General features: G+C 60.7%; 21 protein-coding genes. 5 read left to right on the plus strand and 16 right to left on the minus strand.

Annotated features, from left to right (window positions below; genetic code table 11):
- Positions 1–5: 5 nt before the first annotated feature.
- Complete coding sequence (locus FQ192_RS03655) at positions 6–1,106, minus strand: efflux RND transporter periplasmic adaptor subunit (RefSeq protein ID WP_149657398.1); 1,101 nt, start codon at positions 1,104–1,106, stop codon at positions 6–8.
- A 94-nt stretch (positions 1,107–1,200) separates the two neighbouring features.
- Here FQ192_RS03655 and FQ192_RS03660 point away from each other — a divergent pair, with 94 nt between their 5' ends.
- Complete coding sequence (locus tag FQ192_RS03660) at positions 1,201–1,851, plus strand: TetR/AcrR family transcriptional regulator (protein ID WP_149657399.1); 651 nt, start codon at positions 1,201–1,203, stop codon at positions 1,849–1,851.
- 90 nt (positions 1,852–1,941) lie between these two features.
- On the opposite strand, the gene FQ192_RS03665 is transcribed toward FQ192_RS03660, so the two are convergent.
- Entirely contained in the window at positions 1,942–2,724 is a 783-nt protein-coding gene (locus tag FQ192_RS03665; protein ID WP_123405700.1) for a class I SAM-dependent methyltransferase, read from the minus strand.
- 94 nt (positions 2,725–2,818) lie between these two features.
- Between FQ192_RS03665 and FQ192_RS03670 the strand changes: the two genes are divergently transcribed.
- Positions 2,819–3,439 carry an energy transducer TonB gene (locus tag FQ192_RS03670; protein ID WP_149657400.1) on the plus strand — a complete coding sequence of 207 codons (621 nt, stop codon included), beginning with the start codon at positions 2,819–2,821 and terminating at the stop codon, positions 3,437–3,439.
- Between the two features lie 15 nt (positions 3,440–3,454).
- Here FQ192_RS03670 and FQ192_RS03675 read toward each other — a convergent pair whose 3' ends face one another.
- The 7 genes from FQ192_RS03675 to ppc all read right to left on the minus strand — a co-directional run bounded on the left by FQ192_RS03675 (position 3,455) and on the right by ppc (position 10,801).
- The gene (locus FQ192_RS03675; protein WP_149657401.1) at positions 3,455–4,150 is read right to left on the minus strand and encodes an extensin family protein; all 696 of its coding nucleotides are present in this window, start codon (positions 4,148–4,150) and stop codon (positions 3,455–3,457) included.
- Between the two features lie 2 nt (positions 4,151–4,152).
- On the minus strand, positions 4,153–4,974 hold the full coding sequence (locus tag FQ192_RS03680) for an oxaloacetate decarboxylase (protein ID WP_149657402.1): 822 nt from the start codon (positions 4,972–4,974) through the stop codon (positions 4,153–4,155).
- Positions 4,975–5,007: 33 nt separating this feature from the next.
- The gene (locus FQ192_RS03685) at positions 5,008–5,868 is read right to left on the minus strand and encodes a DUF72 domain-containing protein (protein ID WP_149657403.1); all 861 of its coding nucleotides are present in this window, start codon (positions 5,866–5,868) and stop codon (positions 5,008–5,010) included.
- On the minus strand, positions 5,868–6,176 hold the full coding sequence (locus tag FQ192_RS03690; RefSeq protein WP_149657404.1) for a hypothetical protein: 309 nt from the start codon (positions 6,174–6,176) through the stop codon (positions 5,868–5,870). Before FQ192_RS03690 ends, FQ192_RS03685 begins: the two co-directional genes overlap by 1 nt.
- Before the next feature lie 290 nt (positions 6,177–6,466).
- Positions 6,467–7,141, minus strand: a complete 675-nt coding sequence (tsaB, locus tag FQ192_RS03695; protein WP_149657405.1) for a tRNA (adenosine(37)-N6)-threonylcarbamoyltransferase complex dimerization subunit type 1 TsaB — start codon at positions 7,139–7,141, stop codon at positions 6,467–6,469.
- Positions 7,142–7,234: 93 nt separating this feature from the next.
- Positions 7,235–7,882: an adenylate kinase gene (gene adk, locus FQ192_RS03700; protein ID WP_149657406.1), complete on the minus strand. Its 648-nt coding sequence runs from the start codon at positions 7,880–7,882 to the stop codon at positions 7,235–7,237.
- 288 nt (positions 7,883–8,170) lie between these two features.
- Positions 8,171–10,801: a phosphoenolpyruvate carboxylase gene (ppc, locus tag FQ192_RS03705; RefSeq protein ID WP_149657407.1), complete on the minus strand. Its 2,631-nt coding sequence runs from the start codon at positions 10,799–10,801 to the stop codon at positions 8,171–8,173.
- Positions 10,802–11,004: 203 nt separating this feature from the next.
- On the opposite strand from ppc, the gene FQ192_RS03710 reads away from it, so the two are divergent.
- The 3 genes from FQ192_RS03710 (at position 11,005) to FQ192_RS03720 (ending at position 12,997) form a co-directional block, all read left to right on the plus strand.
- Positions 11,005–11,349, plus strand: coding sequence for a pilin assembly protein (locus FQ192_RS03710; RefSeq protein WP_149657408.1), 345 nt, complete (start codon positions 11,005–11,007; stop codon positions 11,347–11,349).
- A 390-nt stretch (positions 11,350–11,739) separates the two neighbouring features.
- Entirely contained in the window at positions 11,740–12,153 is a 414-nt protein-coding gene (locus tag FQ192_RS03715) for a DUF4398 domain-containing protein (RefSeq protein ID WP_149657409.1), read from the plus strand.
- Positions 12,154–12,208: 55 nt separating this feature from the next.
- A complete protein-coding gene (locus FQ192_RS03720; RefSeq protein ID WP_149657410.1) occupies positions 12,209–12,997 on the plus strand; it encodes an OmpA family protein in 789 nt (262 codons plus the stop codon).
- A gap of 162 nt (positions 12,998–13,159) precedes the next feature.
- On the opposite strand, the gene FQ192_RS03725 is transcribed toward FQ192_RS03720, so the two are convergent.
- The 7 genes from FQ192_RS03725 to prfB form a co-directional block, all read right to left on the minus strand.
- Complete coding sequence (locus tag FQ192_RS03725; RefSeq protein WP_123405677.1) at positions 13,160–13,489, minus strand: hypothetical protein; 330 nt, start codon at positions 13,487–13,489, stop codon at positions 13,160–13,162.
- A complete protein-coding gene (locus FQ192_RS03730; protein WP_149657411.1) occupies positions 13,486–14,400 on the minus strand; it encodes an alpha/beta hydrolase in 915 nt (304 codons plus the stop codon). Before FQ192_RS03730 ends, FQ192_RS03725 begins: the two co-directional genes overlap by 4 nt.
- A 148-nt stretch (positions 14,401–14,548) precedes the next feature.
- The gene (locus tag FQ192_RS03735; RefSeq protein WP_149657412.1) at positions 14,549–15,826 is read right to left on the minus strand and encodes a flavohemoglobin expression-modulating QEGLA motif protein; all 1,278 of its coding nucleotides are present in this window, start codon (positions 15,824–15,826) and stop codon (positions 14,549–14,551) included.
- Positions 15,827–15,862: 36 nt separating this feature from the next.
- Entirely contained in the window at positions 15,863–16,423 is a 561-nt protein-coding gene (locus tag FQ192_RS03740; protein WP_149657413.1) for a hypothetical protein, read from the minus strand.
- Between the two features lie 144 nt (positions 16,424–16,567).
- Positions 16,568–17,284: a TetR/AcrR family transcriptional regulator gene (locus tag FQ192_RS03745; RefSeq protein ID WP_178128995.1), complete on the minus strand. Its 717-nt coding sequence runs from the start codon at positions 17,282–17,284 to the stop codon at positions 16,568–16,570.
- 102 nt (positions 17,285–17,386) lie between these two features.
- The gene (gene lysS, locus FQ192_RS03750; RefSeq protein ID WP_149657414.1) at positions 17,387–18,889 is read right to left on the minus strand and encodes a lysine--tRNA ligase; all 1,503 of its coding nucleotides are present in this window, start codon (positions 18,887–18,889) and stop codon (positions 17,387–17,389) included.
- 94 nt (positions 18,890–18,983) lie between these two features.
- Positions 18,984–20,079, minus strand: a protein-coding gene (gene prfB, locus FQ192_RS03755) for a peptide chain release factor 2 (RefSeq protein WP_149657415.1) whose coding sequence is annotated in 2 segments (ribosomal slippage) — positions 18,984–20,006 and positions 20,008–20,079 — 1,095 coding nt in all. Because the reading frame shifts where the segments join, the coding sequence is not laid out codon by codon here.
- Positions 20,080–20,221 lie beyond the last annotated feature (142 nt).

Raw genomic sequence — 20,221 nt, forward strand, 5'->3', positions numbered from 1 at the left:
GGGGATTACTCCTTGTCCGCCAGATTGACCACGCGGTTGGAGCGATCCACCGGGCGCACTTGCTGCCCGTCGTGAAGCACATGGACACCGGCGGCCACCACCCAGTCGCTGGCGTTCAAGCCTTCCAGTACCGGCACGGTTTTCTCACCGAAGGCACCGACCCGCACCGGGACTTTCTTCAACCTATTGTTGGCGCCGACCACCCACACGTAGGTCGCACCGTTTTCCGCGGTGACCGCCGACAGCGGCACGGCCAGTGAGACTACGGCAGCGGTCTGGATAAACACCCGGGCACTCTGGCCGAGTTCGGCCGGGACTTTGCCGGAGTTGAAGGCAATGCGCGCGGCGAAGGTTCGGGACTTGGGATCGGCTGCCGGCGACAGCTCGCGGATGCGTCCGGTAAAACGTTGACCGGGCTGAGTCCAAAGCTCCACCGACACCGGTTGATCAACCTTGAAACGGCCGAAGCTTTGTTCCGGCAGGCTGATCAACACTTCGCGCTCACCATCGGTGGCGAGGGTGAACACGGTTTGTCCGGCGGCGACCACTTGGCCGACTTCCACCGCACGCTTGGCCACCACCCCGTCCTGGGGAGCACGCAGCACGGCGTAGCTGGCCTGATTGGTCGAGACGTTGAATTCGGCTTTGATTTGCTTGAGGCGCGCTTCACCGGATCGGTAAAGGTTTTCGGAATTGTCGTACGCGGATTTACTGACCATCTGACGGTCCATCAGGGTCTTGTAGCGATCCCGCTCGGCGCGGACCAGGTTCAGATTGGCTTCGGCGGCAGTGACCTGGGCGCGGGTGGCTTCCAGTTGCAGGCGCACGTCCTGGGGATCGAGCTCGGCGAGAGGCTGATCGGCCTTGACCCGCTGGCCTTCCTCGACCAGTCGTCGGCTGACTTTGCCGCCAATGCGGAATGCGAGGTCCGGCTCATAACGGGCGCGCACTTCACCGGGAAAGCTTTCCATCGCCTGGGCCGAAGGCTCGGGCTGCACCACCATGGCCGGTCGCACGCTGACTTGCGGTGCCTCGTCGTGACCACACGCCGACAATAAAAAAGCCAGACTGACTGGCAACGCGAGGGGCAAGGCATAGCGGAACATGGTGAAGGACCTTTCGCTAATGGTGCTTGGAATAATTATACTGGCCGGTATGTTATTAATAGCAAACTCACCAGTCCAGTATTAAAAGCGAAGAATGTCGAACAATCCTTCAGCATCCAGTGGTCCGGGCCGCCCCAAGGATCTGGCCAAGCGCCAGGCCATCCTCGATGCGGCGAAAATTCTGTTCCTGAGTAATGGTTATGCCAGCACCAGCATGGACGCCGTGGCGGCCGAGGCCGGGGTGTCAAAGCTGACGGTCTACAGCCATTTCAACGACAAGGAGACCCTGTTCTCCGCCGCCGTGGTGGCCAAGTGCGAAGAGCAATTGCCACCGCTGTTCTTCGAATTGCCGGAAGGCATTTCGGTGGAATCGGTGCTGCTGAACATCGCCCGGGGCTTTCATCAGCTGATCAACAGTGATGAATCCGTGAACTTGCATCGCTTGATGATCAGCCTGGGCAGCCAGGACCCGAAACTGTCGCTGATCTTCTTCGAGGCCGGGCCGGAGCGCATGTTGAATGGCATGGAGCGCTTGCTGAGCCGGATCGATCAGACCGGCGCGCTGAGCATCGATAAACCGCGCAATGCCGCCGAGCATTTCTTTTGCCTGCTCAAGGGGGCGGGGAATTTCCGGTTGTTGTATGGCTGCGGTGAGCCGTTGATTGGCGACGCGGCGGAAAGTCATGTGCGGGAAGTGGTGGGGTTGTTTATGCGGGCTTACAGGCCTGAGATTGTTGGCGCCTAGTCGGGCGCCTTCGCGGGCAAGCCTCGCTCCTACAGGGTTCGCGCAGATCCTGTAGGAGCGAGGCTTGCCCGCGAATGGAGCGACTCGGTATCAGGGCTTCAACGCCTTCTTCGGATAAATGTCATACCGGCTGGATTTCCCATCCAGCGCATGACTGGGCTTGGGCCCCGCAATACACGGCGCTTTGCGCGGGCGCTTGACCACCACCCGATGGCTGGCTAGGGCCAACGCCGCTTCAAGCAACGCCGGCGCATCCGGGTCATCCCCTACCAGCGGGCGGAACAGGCGCATTTCCTTCTTCACCAGCGCGGTTTTCTCACGGTGCGGGAACATCGGGTCGAGGTAAATCACCTGCGGCGGCTCGCCTTCCCAATTGCGCATCACTTCAATCGAATTGCCCTTGAGCAAGCGCATCCGCGCCACGATGGGCGCCACGTCGAAATCTTCCGCGCCACGGGCCAGGCCATCTTCGAGCAACGCGCCGATCAACGGCTGACGTTCGATCAGGCTCATCTCGCAACCCAGGCTCGCCAGCACGAACGCATCCTTGCCCAGCCCCGCCGTGGCATCCAGCACCCGTGGGCGCACGCCTTGGGCGATGCCGACCGCTTTGGCGATCATCTGCCCGGTGCCGCCGCCGAACAACCGGCGATGGGCCGCGCCACCCTCGACGAAGTCCACCCGCACCGGCCCCGGCGCATCGGGGCCCAGCTGTTGCAGCTGCAAACCCTGCTCGCCCACCTGCAAGGCAAACTCGCCGTCATCCACCTGCAGGGGCAAGCCCAGGCGCTCGGCCCATTGCTCGGCCTGTGGCTGAAACGCCGGGGCCGAGGCCTCGACATGGATGCGGCAGGCCGCGGGTTGTTCAATCATGGGAAAAGGTGCTCAAAAAATTAATGATCGGCCAAAAACGTCCGATAACAAAACTATCGAGCATTTTGCCAGAGCTGAGCGTCGACCGAGAAAAATGTCAGACATTCAAACCACATCCGTAGGCTACTTATCGCGTCATGGCGATTATGGCCTGCGAAACTCCCAAGCACTGAGCGGCGTCAGTCACCTGTGGCAAGATTTTTTTGCCCAGGCCCTGGCCGAACAGTCGAGCGATGTGATGCCGGCGTGCGGGACGTTTCCACCGGTGGATCTGGAAAGCCCGGTGGAGCCGACCGTTGGCAGCGAGCTCTACGCGCACATCATTTCCCAGCGCGAATGCGATGTGACAGAAACCCAGGTCAAGCCGCCAGAGCCGCTGTTCCTGCCGATTGCCGAGTTCGAAATGGACCTGGCCGACAAACCTTTCCCGCCGTTCCCGCCGGAAGAAATCGTCGCCCAGCAGCAACAGCAGAACTTTGAAAGTGGCTGGGTCCGCCCAATCGTCCTCACCGCCGGCCAACCGGTGCCAGCCGCAGGCCCGGCACCGCAGCCGCGTCCGCTGCATCTGCCGATTGCCGAATTCGAACTGCACCTGCTGGACAAACCGTTCCCGCCGTTCTCGCCAGAAGAACTGGTTGAACAGCAGAAACAACTCGATTTCGATAACGGCTGGGCTCGCCCAATCGTCCTGCAAAACCTGCGCATCGCCGCCTGATCCCTCAGCATCCCTTCAGCGACACACCCACCACGGCCCCACATCCACATGAAAGTGATTGCGATGGGCGGCGTTGTAGTCCGGGCTCAACACCACACTGAACATGTCGCAGGCGCCGTCGCGCACCTGGCGTAGAAATTGTGCGTCGCGGTTATCTTTTGGCCAATCCTTGAGCACGCTGATGGTTCGGCCATCGGCCAGGCGGAAACCGGCGATGTCCAACGCGTTGGCGCCGGCATGCTGGCTGCGGGCACCATTCTCGCGGTTGTACATGTTGCGGCAGGCGAAACTGCCGAGGTGATCGACCCGCGTCACCGCCTGGCCGTAAACCGCCTGTGACGCCGGCTGCAAGGCGTGGCGCTCGAACAGGGCGAACGCCACCGCCAACGGACAACTGGCGAGGAAACTGCTGCTCAGGGCCACCTCGCCGCCCTGAACGCGCAAGGTATTGGTCAACGGGCATGTCGCGTCCGGGCTGTCGGCCTGGCGCGAAACGCGCAAACCGGAACTGCTCAGCGCCTGATCGCACAATTGCGGATCATTGCGCAGGCGCATCAGTTTGTAGCGGGTCAGAAAATTCGGCGCGGCGTTCACGTCCAGCGGCGCCCAGGGATTCCACGGCGCGGGCACGGGAATCCAGCCACGCCAGACACTGATCCCCGCCGCCCCCATCACCAACAACACCAGCAGCAATCCCTTGGCAAACCGCATCGTCAGTCCTTGAAGAACTGATTGGCCGTCGCGTACGGCATGGAGCGCGAGGTAAAACTGAAGGTGCCCGAGGTTTTGATCTCTTGCGCCGCGCGGAAGAATTCGCCATACGCCGCCAGGGCCAGGGCCGAACCGACGCTGATGCGTTTGACGCCCATCTCGCTCAACTGCTCGACCGTCAATTTGAGGCCACCGGACATCAACACATTCACCGGTTTCGGCGCCACGGCACGGACCACCGCCAACACGTCTTCGGCGCTGCGCAGGCCCGGCGCATACAACACGTCGGCGCCCGCCTCGGCGAATGCCTGCAAGCGGCGAATGGTGTCATCCAGATCAGGATTGCCGTGCAGGAAGTTCTCGGCGCGGGCCGTCAACATGAAAGGGAACGGCAGGCTGCGCGCCGCTTTCCCCGCGGCTTCGACTCGTGCCACGGCATGTTCGAAGCAGTAGATCGGCGCGTCTTCACGACCAGTCGCGTCTTCAATCGAACCGCCGACCGCCCCCGCCTCGGCTGCGCGCAAGATGCTCTGGGCGCATTCGGCCGGGTCGTCGGCGAAGCCGTTTTCCAGATCCACCGCCACCGGCAGATCCGTCGCCGCGACAATCGCCCGAACATTGGCCAGGGTGTCGTCCAGCGACAAGCCGCCATCGGGGCGCGCATTGGAAAAAGCGTAACCGGCGCTGGTGGTCGCCAGCGCCTCGAAACCCAGGCTGGCGAGCATCTTCGCCGAGCCGGCGTCCCACGGATTGGGAATGACAAAAGCCCCCGCGCGTTCATGCAGCGCTTTGAACGCCTGGGCTCGAAGGGTTTGCGCATCCATTGGCAGGCTCCTGAGAAGAGGAAGAAATCCGCCTCAGAGCAAACCAAGTTGCTCGGCGGCGGGCTCTCTGTATAGCTCAGGCAGCGGCGGCAAGCCAGGCAAACGCAGCATCAGTTGCCCGTGGAAACGTTGCGCCAGTTTCGCCGCCAGCAGGTTGTCGGCGGTGTGCAGGAAGATATAGGGCGTGCGGCCCTCTTCGATCCACGTGGCGATTTTCTCGACCCAGGGCACGAGGAACGGATCGTTGGCTTCCAATTGCGGATGGCCGATGAATCGCACCTGGGGGAATTGGGTGAACGCCGCGGGGCGCGGCGGCACCTTGGGCTTTTTCGATTGGGCGTGGAGCACCGACGGATCGGTCGAGATGCAACTGAACAGCGCCCGCGGATCGAGGCAGATCCGCTCGACGCCGCGATCCAGCAACAGGCGATTGAGCATGCGCTCGGCATCGCCCTTGGCGAAGAATTCGTCATGCCGCACTTCCACCGCCAGCGGTCGGTCCACCGCATCGATAAAACCGGCCAGTTCCGACAGTCGTTGCGGGGTGAAGCTTTTGGAGAGTTGCAACCAGAGCGGCGACACACGTTCGCCCAGCGGGCTGAGCAATTGCAGGAAGGTATCGACGGCGGTCAGTTGTTCACGCAGGTCGCCACTGTGGCTGATGTCGCCGGGGAATTTGGCGGTGAAGCGAAAGTGTTCGGGCATGGTGTCGGCCCAGCGCTGCACAGTGGAGGCAGCCGGACTCGCGTAGAAGGTGGTATTGCCTTCAACGGCGTTGAACACTTGGGAATACAGATTGAGGAATTCGGCGGGTTTGGCGTCTTGCGGGTAGAGATAGTCGCGCCAGGCGTTTTCACTCCAGGACGGGCAACCGAGGTAGTAAGGCAGCAACATCAGATGTAGAGATCGAGGCCCAGCACATCAGCGTCCCAATCGACAAAACCGGCGGTGCTCAAGTAGCTGGCCAGGGCCATCGCCACGCTCTTGCTCATGGCGCGGTGGTAGATCATGTCTTGCTGACGGGCGGGGAGATTGCTCAAGCGTTGCGCGGAAGCTTTGGCGGCGCGGGCGGCCATTTGTTCTTCGGACGGGATTTCCAGCTCGCCGTCGATATCATCGACGGATTCATCCAGCGCGACATTGCCTTTGCGAGGCTTGCGCTTGATGGGGTAGGACTGAGAAGAAAAGCCGTCTATACGCATAAGTGCATGCTCGGTATCAGTGATGGCAGTTTAGTGGCGCGCAAGCCACTTCGCAAACTGTCGAGTGATAACTAGAACACATAAAAGGAAAAAGGTTTAAAGCCCGGGGTTAGAAACTGACGATTGGCCGCATCTGGAATACTCATTGTGGCGAGGGGGCTTGCCCCCGTTCGGCTGCGCAGCAGTCGTAGAACCAGTCAATGTGGTGCATCAGGCATAACCGGGTGCTGGATTTGGGGCCGCTTCGCAGCCCAACGGGGGCAAGCCCCCTCGCCACAAAAGCGTGTACGTCACCGCGCTTTCGGGGTGGCGACTTTGTCGCGCAAATAAACCGGCTGCGCCAAATCCGCCACAATCGCCTCACCGCGCTCCCAGGCAAACCGCGCCAGAGTCAGCAGGTCTTCGGCATGGGGCAACATGCCCGCATCCTGCCCGGTCAGGCTGACGCCGATGCGCTCGGCATAACCCCAACCGGTGCCTGCGCCGAACCATTCGCCGCTGGCATCCGCCGGCAACGCCGCCACTTCCGGCGGCAGCACGGCTTCGTTGCCGACCAGCCGCATCTCCCCTGCCGTTTCGCGGTAGCAGCCCCAATACACTTCATCCATCCGCGCATCGATGGCCGCCGCGACCTGGCTCACACCGTGTTCGCGATAAGCGCGCTGGGCCAGCACGGCCAGGTTCGACACCGGCAACACCGGGCGCTCCAGGGCAAAGGCCAAACCTTGAACCACGCCGATGGCGATCCGCACGCCCGTGAACGCGCCCGGCCCACGGCCGAAGGCGATGGCGTCCACCGCTTGCAGGGTCGTGCCGGCGTCGGCCAACAACTGCTGGATCATCGGCAACAATTTTTGCGCATGAAGGCGCGGGATCACCTCGTAATGGCTCGTCACCTTGCCGTCATGCAGCAAGGCAACGGAGCAAGCTTCAGTCGCGGTGTCCAGGGCCAGCAAGGTGCTCATCGATGTTTCCGTAAGAGAGGTCAGTAAAAGTGCGCCAGTATAAACAACTACGGCCCGCAAGCGGGCCGTAGAAGATGAAGCGATTCAGACTTTTCAGTTCAGCGCTTCAAGCACCTTGCCGGTGATCGCTTCAACCGAGCCAACACCTTCGATGTGGCTGTACTTCGGCTTGCCTTGAGCAGTGGACAGCTCCTGGTAGAACTTCACCAGTGGCTCGGTCTGGGCATGGTAGACCGACAGGCGATGACGCACGGTTTCTTCGGTGTCGTCCTTGCGCTGCACCAGCTCTTCACCGGTGATGTCGTCTTTACCGGCAATTTTCGGCGGGTTGTAGACGATGTGGTACACGCGGCCGCTGGCCTCGTGGACACGACGACCGGCGATACGCTGGACGATGTCTTCGTCCTTGACGTCGATTTCGACCACGTGGTCCAGCTCGACGCCGGCTTTCACCAGGGCTTCAGCCTGGGGAATGGTGCGCGGGAAACCGTCGAACAGGAAACCGTTGGCACAATCGGCCTGGCTGATACGTTCCTTGACCAGATTGATGATCAGGTCATCGGAGACCAGACCACCGCTGTCCATGACGCTCTTGGCGACCAGGCCCAGCTCGGTGCCGGCCTTGACCGCTGCACGCAGCATGTCGCCAGTGGAGATTTGCGGAATGCCGAATTTCTCGGTGATGAACTTAGCCTGAGTACCTTTACCGGCCCCGGGAGCTCCCAGCAGAATGACGCGCATCGATGTGCTCCTCAATTTTTTATATAGATAACGTCAGATTCGCCTCGTGGGGCCAATCTCAAAAATAGGGTCGTGGCCGCCCAAACGGCCAAAGGCTGATCAAGATACACAGCAGGCCCTGACCACACAAGCCGCCGAAAGTCGGAGAAACCCGCGCCTGTCGTGACCTTTGGACGAGGTATCCCTAGTCGCAACCCCGTCATTAACTGTCGCCTGCCAGACCTTTTGCGCCCTTCGCCCAGAGGCAACGGGCCCGAGCGCAAAGTGCCCGGCCCCAAGAGGAAAACCTTAGCCGGTATTTCGCAAACCGGCGGCAATCCCCGCCACAGACACCAGCAGCGCTTGCTCTACCGGGCTGCCCTGCGCCACTTCCTGTTGTCGCGAACGGGCCAACAGCTCGGCCTGCAATAGATGAAGCGGGTCGAGGTAGGTGTTACGCAGGCGAATGAATTCCAGGGTGTCTGGGCTATGTGCCAGTAGCTGAGACTGCCCGGTCAGCCCAAGGACCACCGCGCAAGCCTGCGACAATAGGTCGCGTAAATGCGCACCCAAAGGAAGCAGATCGGGCTCGACCAGGCGCTGATCGTAAGACAGGGCGATGTCTGCGTCGGCCTTGGCCAGCACCATTTCCAGCATATCGATGCGGGTGCGGAAGAACGGCCACTGCTCGCGCATCTGCCCCAGCAGTTCACCTTCACCGCGCTCCAATGCCTTGCTCAGGGCTGCCTCCCAACCGAGCCAGGCCGGTAGCATCAGGCGCGTCTGAGTCCAACCGAAGATCCACGGAATCGCGCGCAGGCTTTCTATCCCGCCCGCGCGGCGCTTGGCTGGGCGGCTGCCCAACGGTAAACGGCCGAGTTCCTGTTCCGGGGTCGACTGGCGAAAGTACTCAACGAACTGCGGATTTTCCCGCACCACGGCGCGGTAAGCCTTGACGCCGTCGGCGGCCAATTCGTCCATCAAGTGGCGCCACGCCGGCTCCGGCGGTGGCGGCGGCAGCAGCGTCGCTTCGAGCACGGCGGCCAGGTACAGATTGAGATTCTGTTCGGCGATGTCCGGCAGGCCGAATTTGAAACGAATCATTTCCCCCTGCTCGGTGGTACGGAAACGCCCCGCCACCGACCCCGGCGGCTGCGACAGAATCGCCGCGTGCGCCGGACCGCCGCCACGGCCCACAGTGCCGCCGCGACCGTGGAACAACAGCAGTTCCACTTGTTGCTCGCGGCAGATATCCACCAAACGTTCCTGGGCCCGATACTGCGCCCAGGCCGCCGCCGTGGTGCCGGCGTCCTTGGCCGAGTCGGAATAGCCGATCATCACTTCCTGCGGCCCTTGCAGGCGCGCGCGATAGCCCGGCAGCAGCAACAGTTTTTCAATCACCGGGCCGGCGTTGTCGAGGTCGGCGAGGGTTTCGAACAGCGGCACCACACGCATCGGCCGCAATACGCCAGCCTCTTTGAGCAGCAGTTGCACGGCAAGCACGTCGGAAGCGGCACCGGCCATGGAAATCACATAAGAGCCGAGGGACGCGCCGGGTGCGGCGGCGATTTCCCGACAGGTCGCCAGCACTTCGGCGGTATCGGCGGACGGCTTGAAGTACGCCGGCAGCAGCGGCCGACGGTTGTTCTGTTCGCGCATCAGGAAGGCGATGCGCTCTTCCTCACTCCAGTCTTCGTAGCGACCCAAGCCCAGGTAATCAGTGATTTCGGTCATGGCCGCGGTGTGCCGGGACGAATCCTGACGCACATCGAGGCGCACCAGGAACAGCCCGAACGTCACCGCCCGGCGCAGGCAATCGAGCAGCGGGCCGTCAGCGATCACGCCCATGCCGCACTCGTGCAGCGAGTTGAAGCACAGCTCCAGCGGATCGAGCAGGTCTCGATTGTTTTGCAGCACATCGGCCGGGGCTGGCGTGGTCTTCGTCAACGAGGCTTGCGCCCAGTTACGCGTTGCCCGCAGGCGTTCACGCAATTGCTTGAGCACCGCGCGATACGGCTCGGCGCTGTCGCCGGCCTTGGCTTTCAAGGCTTCGCTGGCCTGCTGCATCGACAACTCGGCAGCCAGGTGATCGACATCGCGCAGGTACAAATCCGCTGCCATCCAGCGCGCCAGCAACAGCACTTCGCGGGTGACCGCCGCCGTGACATTCGGGTTCCCGTCGCGGTCACCGCCCATCCACGAAGCAAAGCGAATCGGCGCCGCTTCCAGGGGCAAACGCAGGCCAGTGGCGGCGTGCAGGGCTTGATCGGCCTTGCGCAGGTAGTTGGGGATGGCTTGCCACAGGGAATGCTCGATCACCGCAAAGCCCCATTTGGCTTCGTCCACGGGCGTGGGGCGGGTGCGGCGGATTTCTTCGGTGTGCCAGGCTTCGGCGATCAGGCGCTGCAATTTGGCCTGGATCTGCTCGCGCTCGGCGCTGGTCAGGTCGCGGTGATCCTGGGCCGCCAGTTGCGCGGCGATGGCGTCGTATTTCTGGATCAGGGTACGGCGCGCGACTTCGGTGGGGTGCGCAGTCAGCACCAGTTCGATTTCCAGGCGTCCGAGTTGCCTGGCCAGGGATTCGGCGCTGTGGCCTTCGGCGCGCAGGCGGGCCAGTATTTCGGGTAGAACGCGAGACTCGAACGGTGCCGGTTGCGACTCTTCGCGGCGGTGAATCAGCTGATATTGCTCGGCGATATTGGCCAGGTTGAGAAACTGATTGAACGCCCGCGCCACCGGCAGCAACTCGTCTTCGCTCAACTGGTTGAGGCTGGCGCTCAGCTCGGCGTCCATCGAACCGCGACGGTCAGCCTTGGCGCCTTTGCGGATCTGCTCGATCTTGTCGAGAAAACCGTCCCCGTACTGTTCACGAATGGTGTTGCCCAACAGCTCACCCAACAGGTGAACGTCCTCGCGCAAGCGTGCATCAATATCGGTCATCAGCAGTTCTCCAGCAAAAAATCCGGGCGGCTACGAACTTCAAGAGTGCCGCTCCAGACCGGTTCTTACAAGCCACACGACAAAGGGACTTTAAACCTTGTGGCTTAAAGCTAGTCTCAACAGTAAGCCGCACAACGGCTTACCGGCGAACACCGCCGGACACTCACACCGCCTGCCAAGAGCAGGAGCGTCATGAGGTCACTATGAAAATCCGTGAGCTAGCCCAGCATTGGGAAGAAAACGCCAAGGGTCGCCTGACCGACACTGGCTACACCATTCACCTGGACGTGGAAGCCGCCGCCCGGCTGGCAGCGATCACCGAGATGTACCCCAAACGGCATCCCGAAGAACTGCTGGGCGAACTGATCGGCGCCGCGCTGGAAGAACTCGAAGCGAGCTTCCCGTATGTGAAAGGCCAGACCGTGGTTGCCACCGATGAAGAAGGCGATCCGCTGTACGAAGACGTTGGCCCGACCCCACGCTTTCTCGCGTTGTCCCGGCGGCATTTGCATGATTTGTCGGCGGATGGCGACAAGCAAAAACATTGAGGCGAATCAGGTCAAACGCCTTCGCGGGCAAGCCTCGCTCCTACAGGGTTACGCGACCTTTGTAGGAGCGAGGCTTGCCCGCGAAGGCGTCAGTCAAAACAACAAAAATCTCAATACCGCTCCCTCCTCTCGCCTCCCCAAACATGCCTGTTTCCAACCCCGCCCAAACCCGTCGATACCCCTGCGCATCGCGAAAGTTCCCGTCCTAGAGCCTTGTCCGCCCGGTCAAAGTTTTTTTAGGCAATTAGCCATCTTCTCTGAACTTTTGAAAAACAGCTCGGGTCGTACCCAGTAACCACACCTGGTACGGCCGTTTCATTAAACGTTTTGAACATTCGGTTACGGCTCCTCACACCAGGAGGGATTTAGATGTTTTTCAGGAGATACCCAATGGAGTTGAAGACCATGAAGACCAGCACTGCCAAATCCTCGTTCACCCACCTGCGCGGTCTGAAACTGGCTGCACTGGCGATCGGCAGCACTTTCGTCCTCGCCGGTTGCGCTGGCAACCCGCCGAGCGAGCAATACGCCGTGACCCAATCCGCCGTGAACAGCGCCGTCAGCGCCGGTGGTACTGAATTCGCAGCCGTGGAAATGAAGTCCGCCCAGGACAAGCTCAAACAAGCTGAAATCGCCATGCACGACAAGAAGTATGACGAAGCCCGCACCCTGGCCGAACAAGCCGAATGGGACGCTCGCGTCGCTGAACGCAAGGCCCAGGCGATCAAAGCCGAACAAGCTGTGAAGGATTCCCAGAAAGGTGTTCAGGAACTGCGTCAGGAAAGCCAGCGCACTGTGCAGTAAGCGCGCATCCGGACCACACGCCTGAAGCTCTTATCGATAGAAAGGACGAACCATTATGCGTAAACAATTGATGATCCCCGCTCTCCTGGCCGCAAGCGTCGCCCTGGCTGCCTGCTCCACCCAGCCGAACGCGAACCTGGAACAGGCCCGCGTGAACTACTCCGGCCTGCAAGCCAACCCGCAAGCCAGCAAAGTCGCGGCCCTTGAGACCAAAGACGCCAGTGATTACCTGGACAAGGCCGACAAGGCTTACCAGGACAAACAGGACCAGGCCAAGGTTGATCAACTGGCTTACCTGACCAACCAGCGCGTGGAAGTGGCCAAGCAGACCATCGCCCTGCGCACCGCTGAAGCCAATCTGAAAAACGCTGCCGCCCAACGTGCCCAGGCCCGTCTGGACGCTCGCGACCAGCAGATCAAACAGCTGCAAGACAGCCTGAACGCCAAGCAGACCGATCGCGGTACGCTGGTGACCTTCGGTGACGTGCTGTTCGCCACCGACCGTGCCGACCTGAAATCCAGCGGTCTGGTGAACATCAACAAACTGGCGCAGTTCCTTCAGGAAAACCCGGACCGTAAGGTGATTGTCGAAGGCTATACCGACAGCACCGGTAGCGCGGGTCATAACCAGTCGCTGTCCGAGCGTCGCGCTGGCTCCGTGCGCATGGCGCTGGTGAAGATGGGTGTTGATCCAGCACGCATCGTTGCCCAGGGTTATGGCAAGGAATACCCGGTTGCTGAAAACACCAGCGTTTCGGGCCGTGCCATGAACCGTCGGGTGGAAGTGACCATTTCCAACGACAACCAGCCAGTGATTCCACGTTCGGCGGTTAGCTCGAACTAAGCGTCACGCTGAAACACAAAAGCCCCGCCTGATCTGATCAGGCGGGGCTTTTTGTTTGGCTTTCTGTAGGAGCGAGGCTTGCCCGCGAAGGCGTTGTGTCGATCAACCCATTTGTTGAATGTTGAACCGCCTTCGCGGGCAAGCCTTGCTCCTACAGAATCATCATTGTTCGAGCTTCTGCGGGGTTTCCTGGCCCATGCAGCGCACGGCTTTTTTCTGGCCGTTGATCAACACGCCGGTCAGGCCTTTTTGCTCGGTGTCGAACAGCACCAGTACACCGTCGATGCACTGGGCGACTTGCGGGGCCGGTTCCAGGGCGACTTTGTAGTCTTCGCCGGGCACGGTCTTGAGCATGGTGAATTCGTTGAGCAGCAACGCATCCTCGGGTTTGGCGAAGTGCAGGTAGCCGTAGTACCACAGCACCCCGACGGTGCCGAGGATGGTACAGATACCGGTGATGATCAGCGGGATGGCGTTACGTTCTTCACTCATTGCGGACTCTCTGGTGGTTCATCTTTTGAATTCAGGGGCACCGGGTAATTCGGGATTTCGCCCAGGCGGCGCAGACCGTTGAAATGCTGCGGGTCTTCGAGATAGCGCAGCATCACCTGGCGCCAGACCGGGTCGGCAAAGGTCTGCACGTGACCGCCACGGGTCAGTTGCAGCACCCGCGGCGGCGGCGCAGCTTGATACAGACGGATGCCGTTGGAAAGGGGCACGAGGTTGTCGTCGATGCTGTGGTAGATCAGTTTCGGCACGCCTTTGAGCTGCGCCATGGAGTTGATCGCGCTGTCGCCGTCCGGCACCAGCCACGACAACGGTACCTGGAATGGCCAGGTCAGCCACGAAGTGGTCAGGGCAAATCGGCCGACATCGCGGTAGCTGGCGGGGGCGCCGTCGAGCACCAGCGCCTTGATCTGAGGCTGGCGTTCCGGGTGCTGGACCAGGTAATGCACGGCCATCGAGCCGCCGAGGCTTTGGCCGAGAATGACCAACGGTTTGCCTTTGACCTCGGGCGCCTGGTCGAGCCATTTGAACGCGGCGTCGATGTCCTGATAGATCGCCGGCAGGCTCGGTTTGCCTTCGGACAGGCCATAACCGCGGTAATCCACCAGCAACACCTGGTAACCCTCTTTCGGCAACCACCAGCTCCCACCGAGGTGATAAGACAAGTTGCCGCCATTGCCGTGCAGGTGCAGCACCGTGCCTTTGACCTCCACGCCTTTGGGTACCGGCAACCACCAACCGTGCAGTTTCAGGCCGTCGGCGGTGGTCAGGGTGAGGTCGCGGAATTCGAGCTTGGCCTTGTCCGGGGTGAACGGCTGGCCGGGTTCGGGGTAGAACAGCAGCGAACTGCAGCCGCTCAAGGTCAGGAGAAGGCAGACGATGCCGAGGATTCGCATCCGGTGAAACCTCGCAGTGATGGTTGGTAAGTCTGATCGTTCCTACGCTCCGCGTGGGAATGCCGCTTTGGACGCTCCGCGTCCTCTGTGACGCAGAGCGTCACGGGATGCATTCCCACGCAGAGCGTAGGAACGATCAGTGTGGTTCTCACAAAATGTTGGAGTAGTCGGCTTCGATCCGGTCCAGGCTCAGGTGATTGAGGAAGTTGGAGAAGCACATCCACGCCGACAGTGCGTTCAAGTCGCGGAACTGGTCCGGCAAATACTTGGGCGGCACTACCAGGCCTTCGTCCACCAATTGGCGCAAGGTCCGCATGTCTTCCAGCGTGGTCTTGCCGCAAAACAGCAGCGGTATCTGCTCCAGCTTGCCTTTACGCACGGCCAACTGAATGTAGTTGTAAACCATGATAAAGCCCTTGAGGTAGGACAAGTCTTTGGTAAATGGCAGACCATTCGGTACTGAACCACGGAAAACCCGACTGGCGTTGCCGTAGCTTTCGGCCATTTCGAAGCCCTGCTCGCGGAAGAACTCGAACACCTGCAAAAAGTCCGCGCCCTCCTCCACCATATGAATGGCGCGAGTACGGTTGGTCAGTTTGCGCAGGCGACTCGGGTAGGAGGCGAAGGTGATGATTTCCATCAGAATCGCCAGGCCTTCCTGGGTCACGGTCGACGATGGCGGGCCTTTGGACAGGAAGGTGCAGATCGGCTGGTTCAAGCCGTTCAGCGTGGTGCCCACGTGCACCAGGCCTTCATGGACTTCCAGGGCGCGCACGTCACGGTCGTTGAACATCGCGTCGGCGCGGATCTTGATGTAGTCCGCACCCGCCGCCGCGTCGGCAACGATCCCGTCAGACTCGAACACCCGGATGGTTTCCTCGGCTTCACCGAACACTTTGTTGAGTCGATGTTGCAGCAGGCTGACAGCGTCCTTGGCAGTGAGGATTTTCGGCTCATCCTTCAGATCGCCACGACCGTCGATATTGTTCAGGTAGTCGGACATCATCAGGCCGAGGTCGGCCAGGGTCGGGTCGCCGGCGTGGAACGCGTCGGACGCGGCGCCGTACAGTTCCTGGGAAATCAGCCCGAAATCCTCGGTGCCGCGCGCTTCGAGCATGCGCACCACCATCCGGTATTCCTTGCACATGCGGCGCATGATCTGGCCGACCGGGTTGAACTGGCCGAGCTGGCGGGTGATGTCGCGCTCGATGTTCTGGAATTCCAGTTTCACCTTGCTCGAGTCAAAGGCCAGCGGCCGGTTCAGGTAATAGTCGCGGTCCACGGCGGGCATTTCCTTGCCCTTGGCCTTGAGGAAGCCCTTGCGGATGTTGTCGTCCCACTTGACCGCATCGAGGACGCGAATCGGCGTCTGCGCCAGCACTATGCGATCGGACAAAATGCGTATCGTCTGCTGGTAATCGTCCACCCGAAACTCCTGTAGAAAAACCGTGAGGTGCTGGATTTATTTGGCTTTGGCTTTGGCCAGGCGCTGGTAGCGCACGGCTTCGACGAACACATCGGAATTGGCCGGGTCGTCGAGGTAAGCGAAGACTTGGTTCATGTCGGTGTTGATCAGCACGCCATCGCCGTCGTCAGTCTGGAAGCCTTCGCCACTGAGGACTTTTTGCCCCAGGGCCTGGTTGATCTGTTCGAGGTCGAGGTTGTAGACCACCAGTTCGTGCTTTTCGTTGAGTTCGAACCCGGCGATTGTGAAGTGGCCGCCAAACCTGGCCGGTACTGGCGCCGACAAGTACCAGCGACTGCCGTGGCGCGACACCGTGAAGGGATAGGCTTCGCGCTCGCGAGGCTTGGCCTTGAAGTAGCTGACGGCCTGATAGCGGTTGTCGCCGAGGCGCGTCAGTTCCAGGTTCATCGGCTCTCCCCAGGCGTTGGTGCTGGTCCATTTGCCAAGCAAGCCTTTGGGCGCGGGTTCGCTCGAAGGCAGCGGGTCCTTGAAGGTCACCAGACAGCCACTGAGCAGCAGGAACGACAAGGCGATCACAACGACGCGCCAGGCTTTCATTCAACACTCCCTATCGATACAGCACGATGATCGTTCCCACGCTCCCGCGTGGGAATGCCGCCCGGGACGCTCTGCGTCCCTTACCGGCGTGACGCAGAGCGTCACAGGATGCATTCCCACGCAGAGCGTGGGAACGATCAGGGGTTACACCGACGCCAAGACCAAATGCATGTAGCGCGTGAGGATGCCGAGCATTTCGGCTTCGGCCGCAGGCTCGGCGTCGTTGAGCAGGCCCTGATATTCCATCCGTCCGATAATCGCCGTCAACACTTTGGCATCCTGTTGTGGCTCGCGCGAACCCAATACCTCGAAAAGCTGGCAGGTGCCCTGCAACAGAATCTGTTGATGGGAACGCACCAACACCGCCAGTCGCGGGTTCAGCAGCGCCTCCTGGCGGAACGCCTGTTCGGCCATCAAATGCTCACGACGGTTGATCAATTGCCGATGAACATAGTCCGCCATCAACCGCGCAATATCGTCCGCCAACTGCGAGCGCGACTCCGGCGTACCGTCGCCGCTGACCACCATTTCGCGCAACAGGCCTTCGTTGCTGGCCCACAGCTTGCCCATGTAAGCCGCGCTGCGTTCCACGTATTGGGCGAAGGTATCGGTGAGCAGGTCATCGATATCCTTGAAGTAGTAAGTGGTGGCCGACAACGGCACACCGGCTTCGGCCGCCACGGCGCGGTGGCGCACCGCCCGTACGCCATCGCGCACGACAATGCGCATGGCCGCATCGAGAATGTCCTGTCGACGCTGTTCGCTGCCCTGTCGGCTGGCCTTGCGGCCCTGGTACTGAACACTTTCAGCGACCGCAGTGGCGATACCCGCTGCACCTTCTTGAGCCATTGCACGATTCACGACAGGTCTTCCTCTCTCACGCCAAAAGTAACCAATTGATACGTTTGTACCAGACAGGCAATAAAAAGCCGCCTGTTTTAGGCGGCTTTTTAACTGAAACGTTTACGCTTGCGGCCGCATGTGCGGGAACAGGATCACGTCGCGGATCGACGGTGAGTTGGTCAGCAACATCACCAGTCGGTCGATGCCGATCCCTTCACCAGCCGTTGGCGGCATGCCGTACTCCAGCGCGCGAACGAAGTCGGCGTCGTAGTGCATGGCTTCGTCGTCGCCAGCGTCCTTGTCGGCCACCTGGGCCATGAAGCGCTCGGCCTGGTCTTCCGCGTCGTTCAACTCGGAGTAGGCGTTGGCGATTTCGCGGCCACCGATGAACAGTTCAAAACGGTCGGTGACGTTCGGGTTGTCATCGTTGCGACGGGCCAGCGGCGACACTTCGAACGGGTACTGGGTAATGAAGTGCGGCTGTTCCAGCTTGTGCTCGACCAGTTCTTCGAAAATCATCACCTGCAACTTGCCCAGGCCTTCGAAGCCCAGCACCTTGGCGCCGGCCTTCTTGGCGATGGCGCGGGCCTTGTCGATGTCGGTCAGGTCGTCGGCGGTCAGCTCAGGGTTGTACTTGAGGATCGAGTCGAACACCGACAGACGCACGAACGGTTCGCCGAAGTGGAACACCTTGTCGCCGTAAGGCACGTCGGTGCTGCCCAGGACCAACTGCGCCAATTCGCGGAACAGTTCTTCGGTCAGGTCCATGTTGTCTTCGTAGTCGGCGTACGCCTGGTAGAACTCCAACATGGTGAATTCAGGGTTGTGACGGGTCGAAACACCTTCGTTACGGAAGTTGCGGTTGATCTCGAACACCTTCTCGAAACCACCCACCACCAGACGCTTGAGGTAAAGCTCAGGCGCGATGCGCAGGAACATTTCCAGGTCCAGCGCGTTGTGGTGCGTTTCGAACGGCTTGGCCGCTGCACCACCGGGGATGGTTTGCAGCATCGGCGTTTCGACTTCCAGGAAGTCACGCTGCATCAGGAAGCTGCGGATGTGCGCAATCACTTGCGAACGCACGCGGAAGGTATTGCGTACTTCTTCGTTGACGATCAGGTCAACGTAACGCTGGCGATAGCGCTGTTCGGTGTCGGTCAGGCCATGGTGCTTGTCCGGCAGCGGACGCAGGGACTTGGTCAGCAGGCGCACTTCGGTCATTTCGACGTACAGGTCGCCCTTGCCGGAACGCGCCAGGGTGCCAACGGCTGCAATGATGTCGCCCATGTCCCAGGTTTTCACCGAGGCCAGGGTTTCTTCAGACAGGGTTTTACGGTTGACGTAAACCTGGATGCGACCGGTCATGTCCTGGATCACCATGAACGAGCCACGGTTGAGCATGATGCGACCGGCAACCTTGACCGGGATTGCAGCCTCTGCCAGCTCTTCCTTGGTCTTGTCCGCGTATTTCTTCTGCAGTTCTTCGCAGTAGTTTTCGCGGCGGAAGTCGTTCGGGAAGGCATTGCCCTTGGCGCGCTCGGCAGCCAGCTTTTCCTTGCGCAGGGCGATCAGGGAGTTTTCTTCCTGTTGCAGGGCTTGCGGGTCGAGTTCTAGGTCGCTCATGTCTTTAGATATTCCATCAGGTTCGTTGCCCCCGGCGTTCGCCGGGGTTCGCGGGCAAGCCTCGCGCCTGCAGGATGATCCTGCAGGGCGTGCCTTAAAGCCCTTGTTTCAAGCTGGCTACCAGGTATTCGTCGATATCGCCGTCGAGCACCTTGTCGCAGTCACTGCGTTCGATGTTAGTGCGCAAATCCTTGATCCGCGACGCATCGAGCACGTAGGAGCGAATCTGGTGACCCCAGCCGATGTCCGACTTGGTGTCTTCCAGGGCCTGGGAGGCGGCGTTGCGTTTCTGCACTTCCTGCTCGTACAAGCGCGCCCGCAACATTTTCATCGCGGTGTCTTTGTTGGCGTGCTGGGAGCGTTCGTTCTGGCAGCTGACCACGGTGTTGGACGGTACGTGGGTGATCCGTACGGCCGAGTCGGTGGTGTTTACGTGCTGGCCACCGGCACCGGAGGAGCGGTAGGTGTCGATGCGCAGGTCCGACGGGTTGATGTCGATTTCGATGTTGTCATCGATTTCCGGCGACACGAACACGGCCGAGAACGAGGTGTGGCGGCGGTTGCCGGAGTCGTACGGGCTCTTGCGCACCAAACGGTGCACGCCGATCTCGGTACGCAACCAGCCAAAGGCGTATTCGCCCTTGATGTGGACCGTGGCGCCCTTGATCCCGGCGACTTCACCGGCGGACAGTTCCATGATGGTCGCGTCGAAACCGCGTTTGTCAGCCCAGCGCAGGTACATGCGCAGCAGGATGTTGGCCCAGTCCTGGGCTTCGGTACCGCCAGAGCCGGCCTGGATATCCAGGTAGGCGTTGTTGGCGTCCATCTCACCGCTGAACATGCGACGGAATTCGAGTTTTTCCAGGGCTTCGCGCAGACGCTCGACTTCGGTCGCGACGTCATCGACGGCGCCCTGGTCTTCTTCTTCGGCGGACATCAGCAGCAGTTCTTTGGCATCGGCCAGGCCGGTGTGCATTTCGTCGAGGGTTTCGACGATCTGCGCCAGCAGCGAACGCTCGCGCCCCAGTTCCTGGGCGTACGACGGGTTGTTCCAGACTGCCGGATCTTCAAGCTCGCGATTGACTTCAGTCAGACGCTCATGCTTTTGATCGTAGTCAAAGATACCCCCGAATAGTTTCGGAGCGCTCGGACAGGTCCTTGATACTGTTAAGGATCGGGTTGATTTCCATGGCGGGCAGCACTCGTTGGCGAACTTTTGAAAGCCGGCGAGTATAACGTAATCAAGCTGTCACGGCAGCCCGCCTGGCGGACTGAATACGCGCCGGTTCTTTTTGACGACTTCCTGCCAAGCAAAAAATCCTGAGGAAAAAT

The sequence above is a fragment of the Pseudomonas sp. ANT_J12 genome (genome assembly GCF_008370045.1).
GTDB lineage: Bacteria > Pseudomonadota > Gammaproteobacteria > Pseudomonadales > Pseudomonadaceae > Aquipseudomonas.

What these genes read in the sequence shown, in the direction of transcription:
- FQ192_RS03655 (WP_149657398.1), bottom strand. Translation starts at nt 1,106, where the DNA reads ATGTTCCGCTATGCCTTGCCCCTCGCGTTGCCAGTCAGTCTGGCTTTT.
- FQ192_RS03660 (WP_149657399.1), top strand. Translation starts at nt 1,201, where the DNA reads ATGTCGAACAATCCTTCAGCATCCAGTGGTCCGGGCCGCCCCAAGGAT.
- FQ192_RS03665 (WP_123405700.1), bottom strand. Translation starts at nt 2,724, where the DNA reads ATGATTGAACAACCCGCGGCCTGCCGCATCCATGTCGAGGCCTCGGCC.
- FQ192_RS03670 (WP_149657400.1), top strand. Translation starts at nt 2,819, where the DNA reads ATGTCAGACATTCAAACCACATCCGTAGGCTACTTATCGCGTCATGGC.
- FQ192_RS03675 (WP_149657401.1), bottom strand. Translation starts at nt 4,150, where the DNA reads ATGCGGTTTGCCAAGGGATTGCTGCTGGTGTTGTTGGTGATGGGGGCG.
- FQ192_RS03680 (WP_149657402.1), bottom strand. Translation starts at nt 4,974, where the DNA reads ATGGATGCGCAAACCCTTCGAGCCCAGGCGTTCAAAGCGCTGCATGAA.
- FQ192_RS03685 (WP_149657403.1), bottom strand. Translation starts at nt 5,868, where the DNA reads ATGTTGCTGCCTTACTACCTCGGTTGCCCGTCCTGGAGTGAAAACGCC.
- FQ192_RS03690 (WP_149657404.1), bottom strand. Translation starts at nt 6,176, where the DNA reads ATGCGTATAGACGGCTTTTCTTCTCAGTCCTACCCCATCAAGCGCAAG.
- tsaB (WP_149657405.1), bottom strand. Translation starts at nt 7,141, where the DNA reads ATGAGCACCTTGCTGGCCCTGGACACCGCGACTGAAGCTTGCTCCGTT.
- adk (WP_149657406.1), bottom strand. Translation starts at nt 7,882, where the DNA reads ATGCGCGTCATTCTGCTGGGAGCTCCCGGGGCCGGTAAAGGTACTCAG.
- ppc (WP_149657407.1), bottom strand. Translation starts at nt 10,801, where the DNA reads ATGACCGATATTGATGCACGCTTGCGCGAGGACGTTCACCTGTTGGGT.
- FQ192_RS03710 (WP_149657408.1), top strand. Translation starts at nt 11,005, where the DNA reads ATGAAAATCCGTGAGCTAGCCCAGCATTGGGAAGAAAACGCCAAGGGT.
- FQ192_RS03715 (WP_149657409.1), top strand. Translation starts at nt 11,740, where the DNA reads ATGGAGTTGAAGACCATGAAGACCAGCACTGCCAAATCCTCGTTCACC.
- FQ192_RS03720 (WP_149657410.1), top strand. Translation starts at nt 12,209, where the DNA reads ATGCGTAAACAATTGATGATCCCCGCTCTCCTGGCCGCAAGCGTCGCC.
- FQ192_RS03725 (WP_123405677.1), bottom strand. Translation starts at nt 13,489, where the DNA reads ATGAGTGAAGAACGTAACGCCATCCCGCTGATCATCACCGGTATCTGT.
- FQ192_RS03730 (WP_149657411.1), bottom strand. Translation starts at nt 14,400, where the DNA reads ATGCGAATCCTCGGCATCGTCTGCCTTCTCCTGACCTTGAGCGGCTGC.
- FQ192_RS03740 (WP_149657413.1), bottom strand. Translation starts at nt 16,423, where the DNA reads ATGAAAGCCTGGCGCGTCGTTGTGATCGCCTTGTCGTTCCTGCTGCTC.
- lysS (WP_149657414.1), bottom strand. Translation starts at nt 18,889, where the DNA reads ATGAGCGACCTAGAACTCGACCCGCAAGCCCTGCAACAGGAAGAAAAC.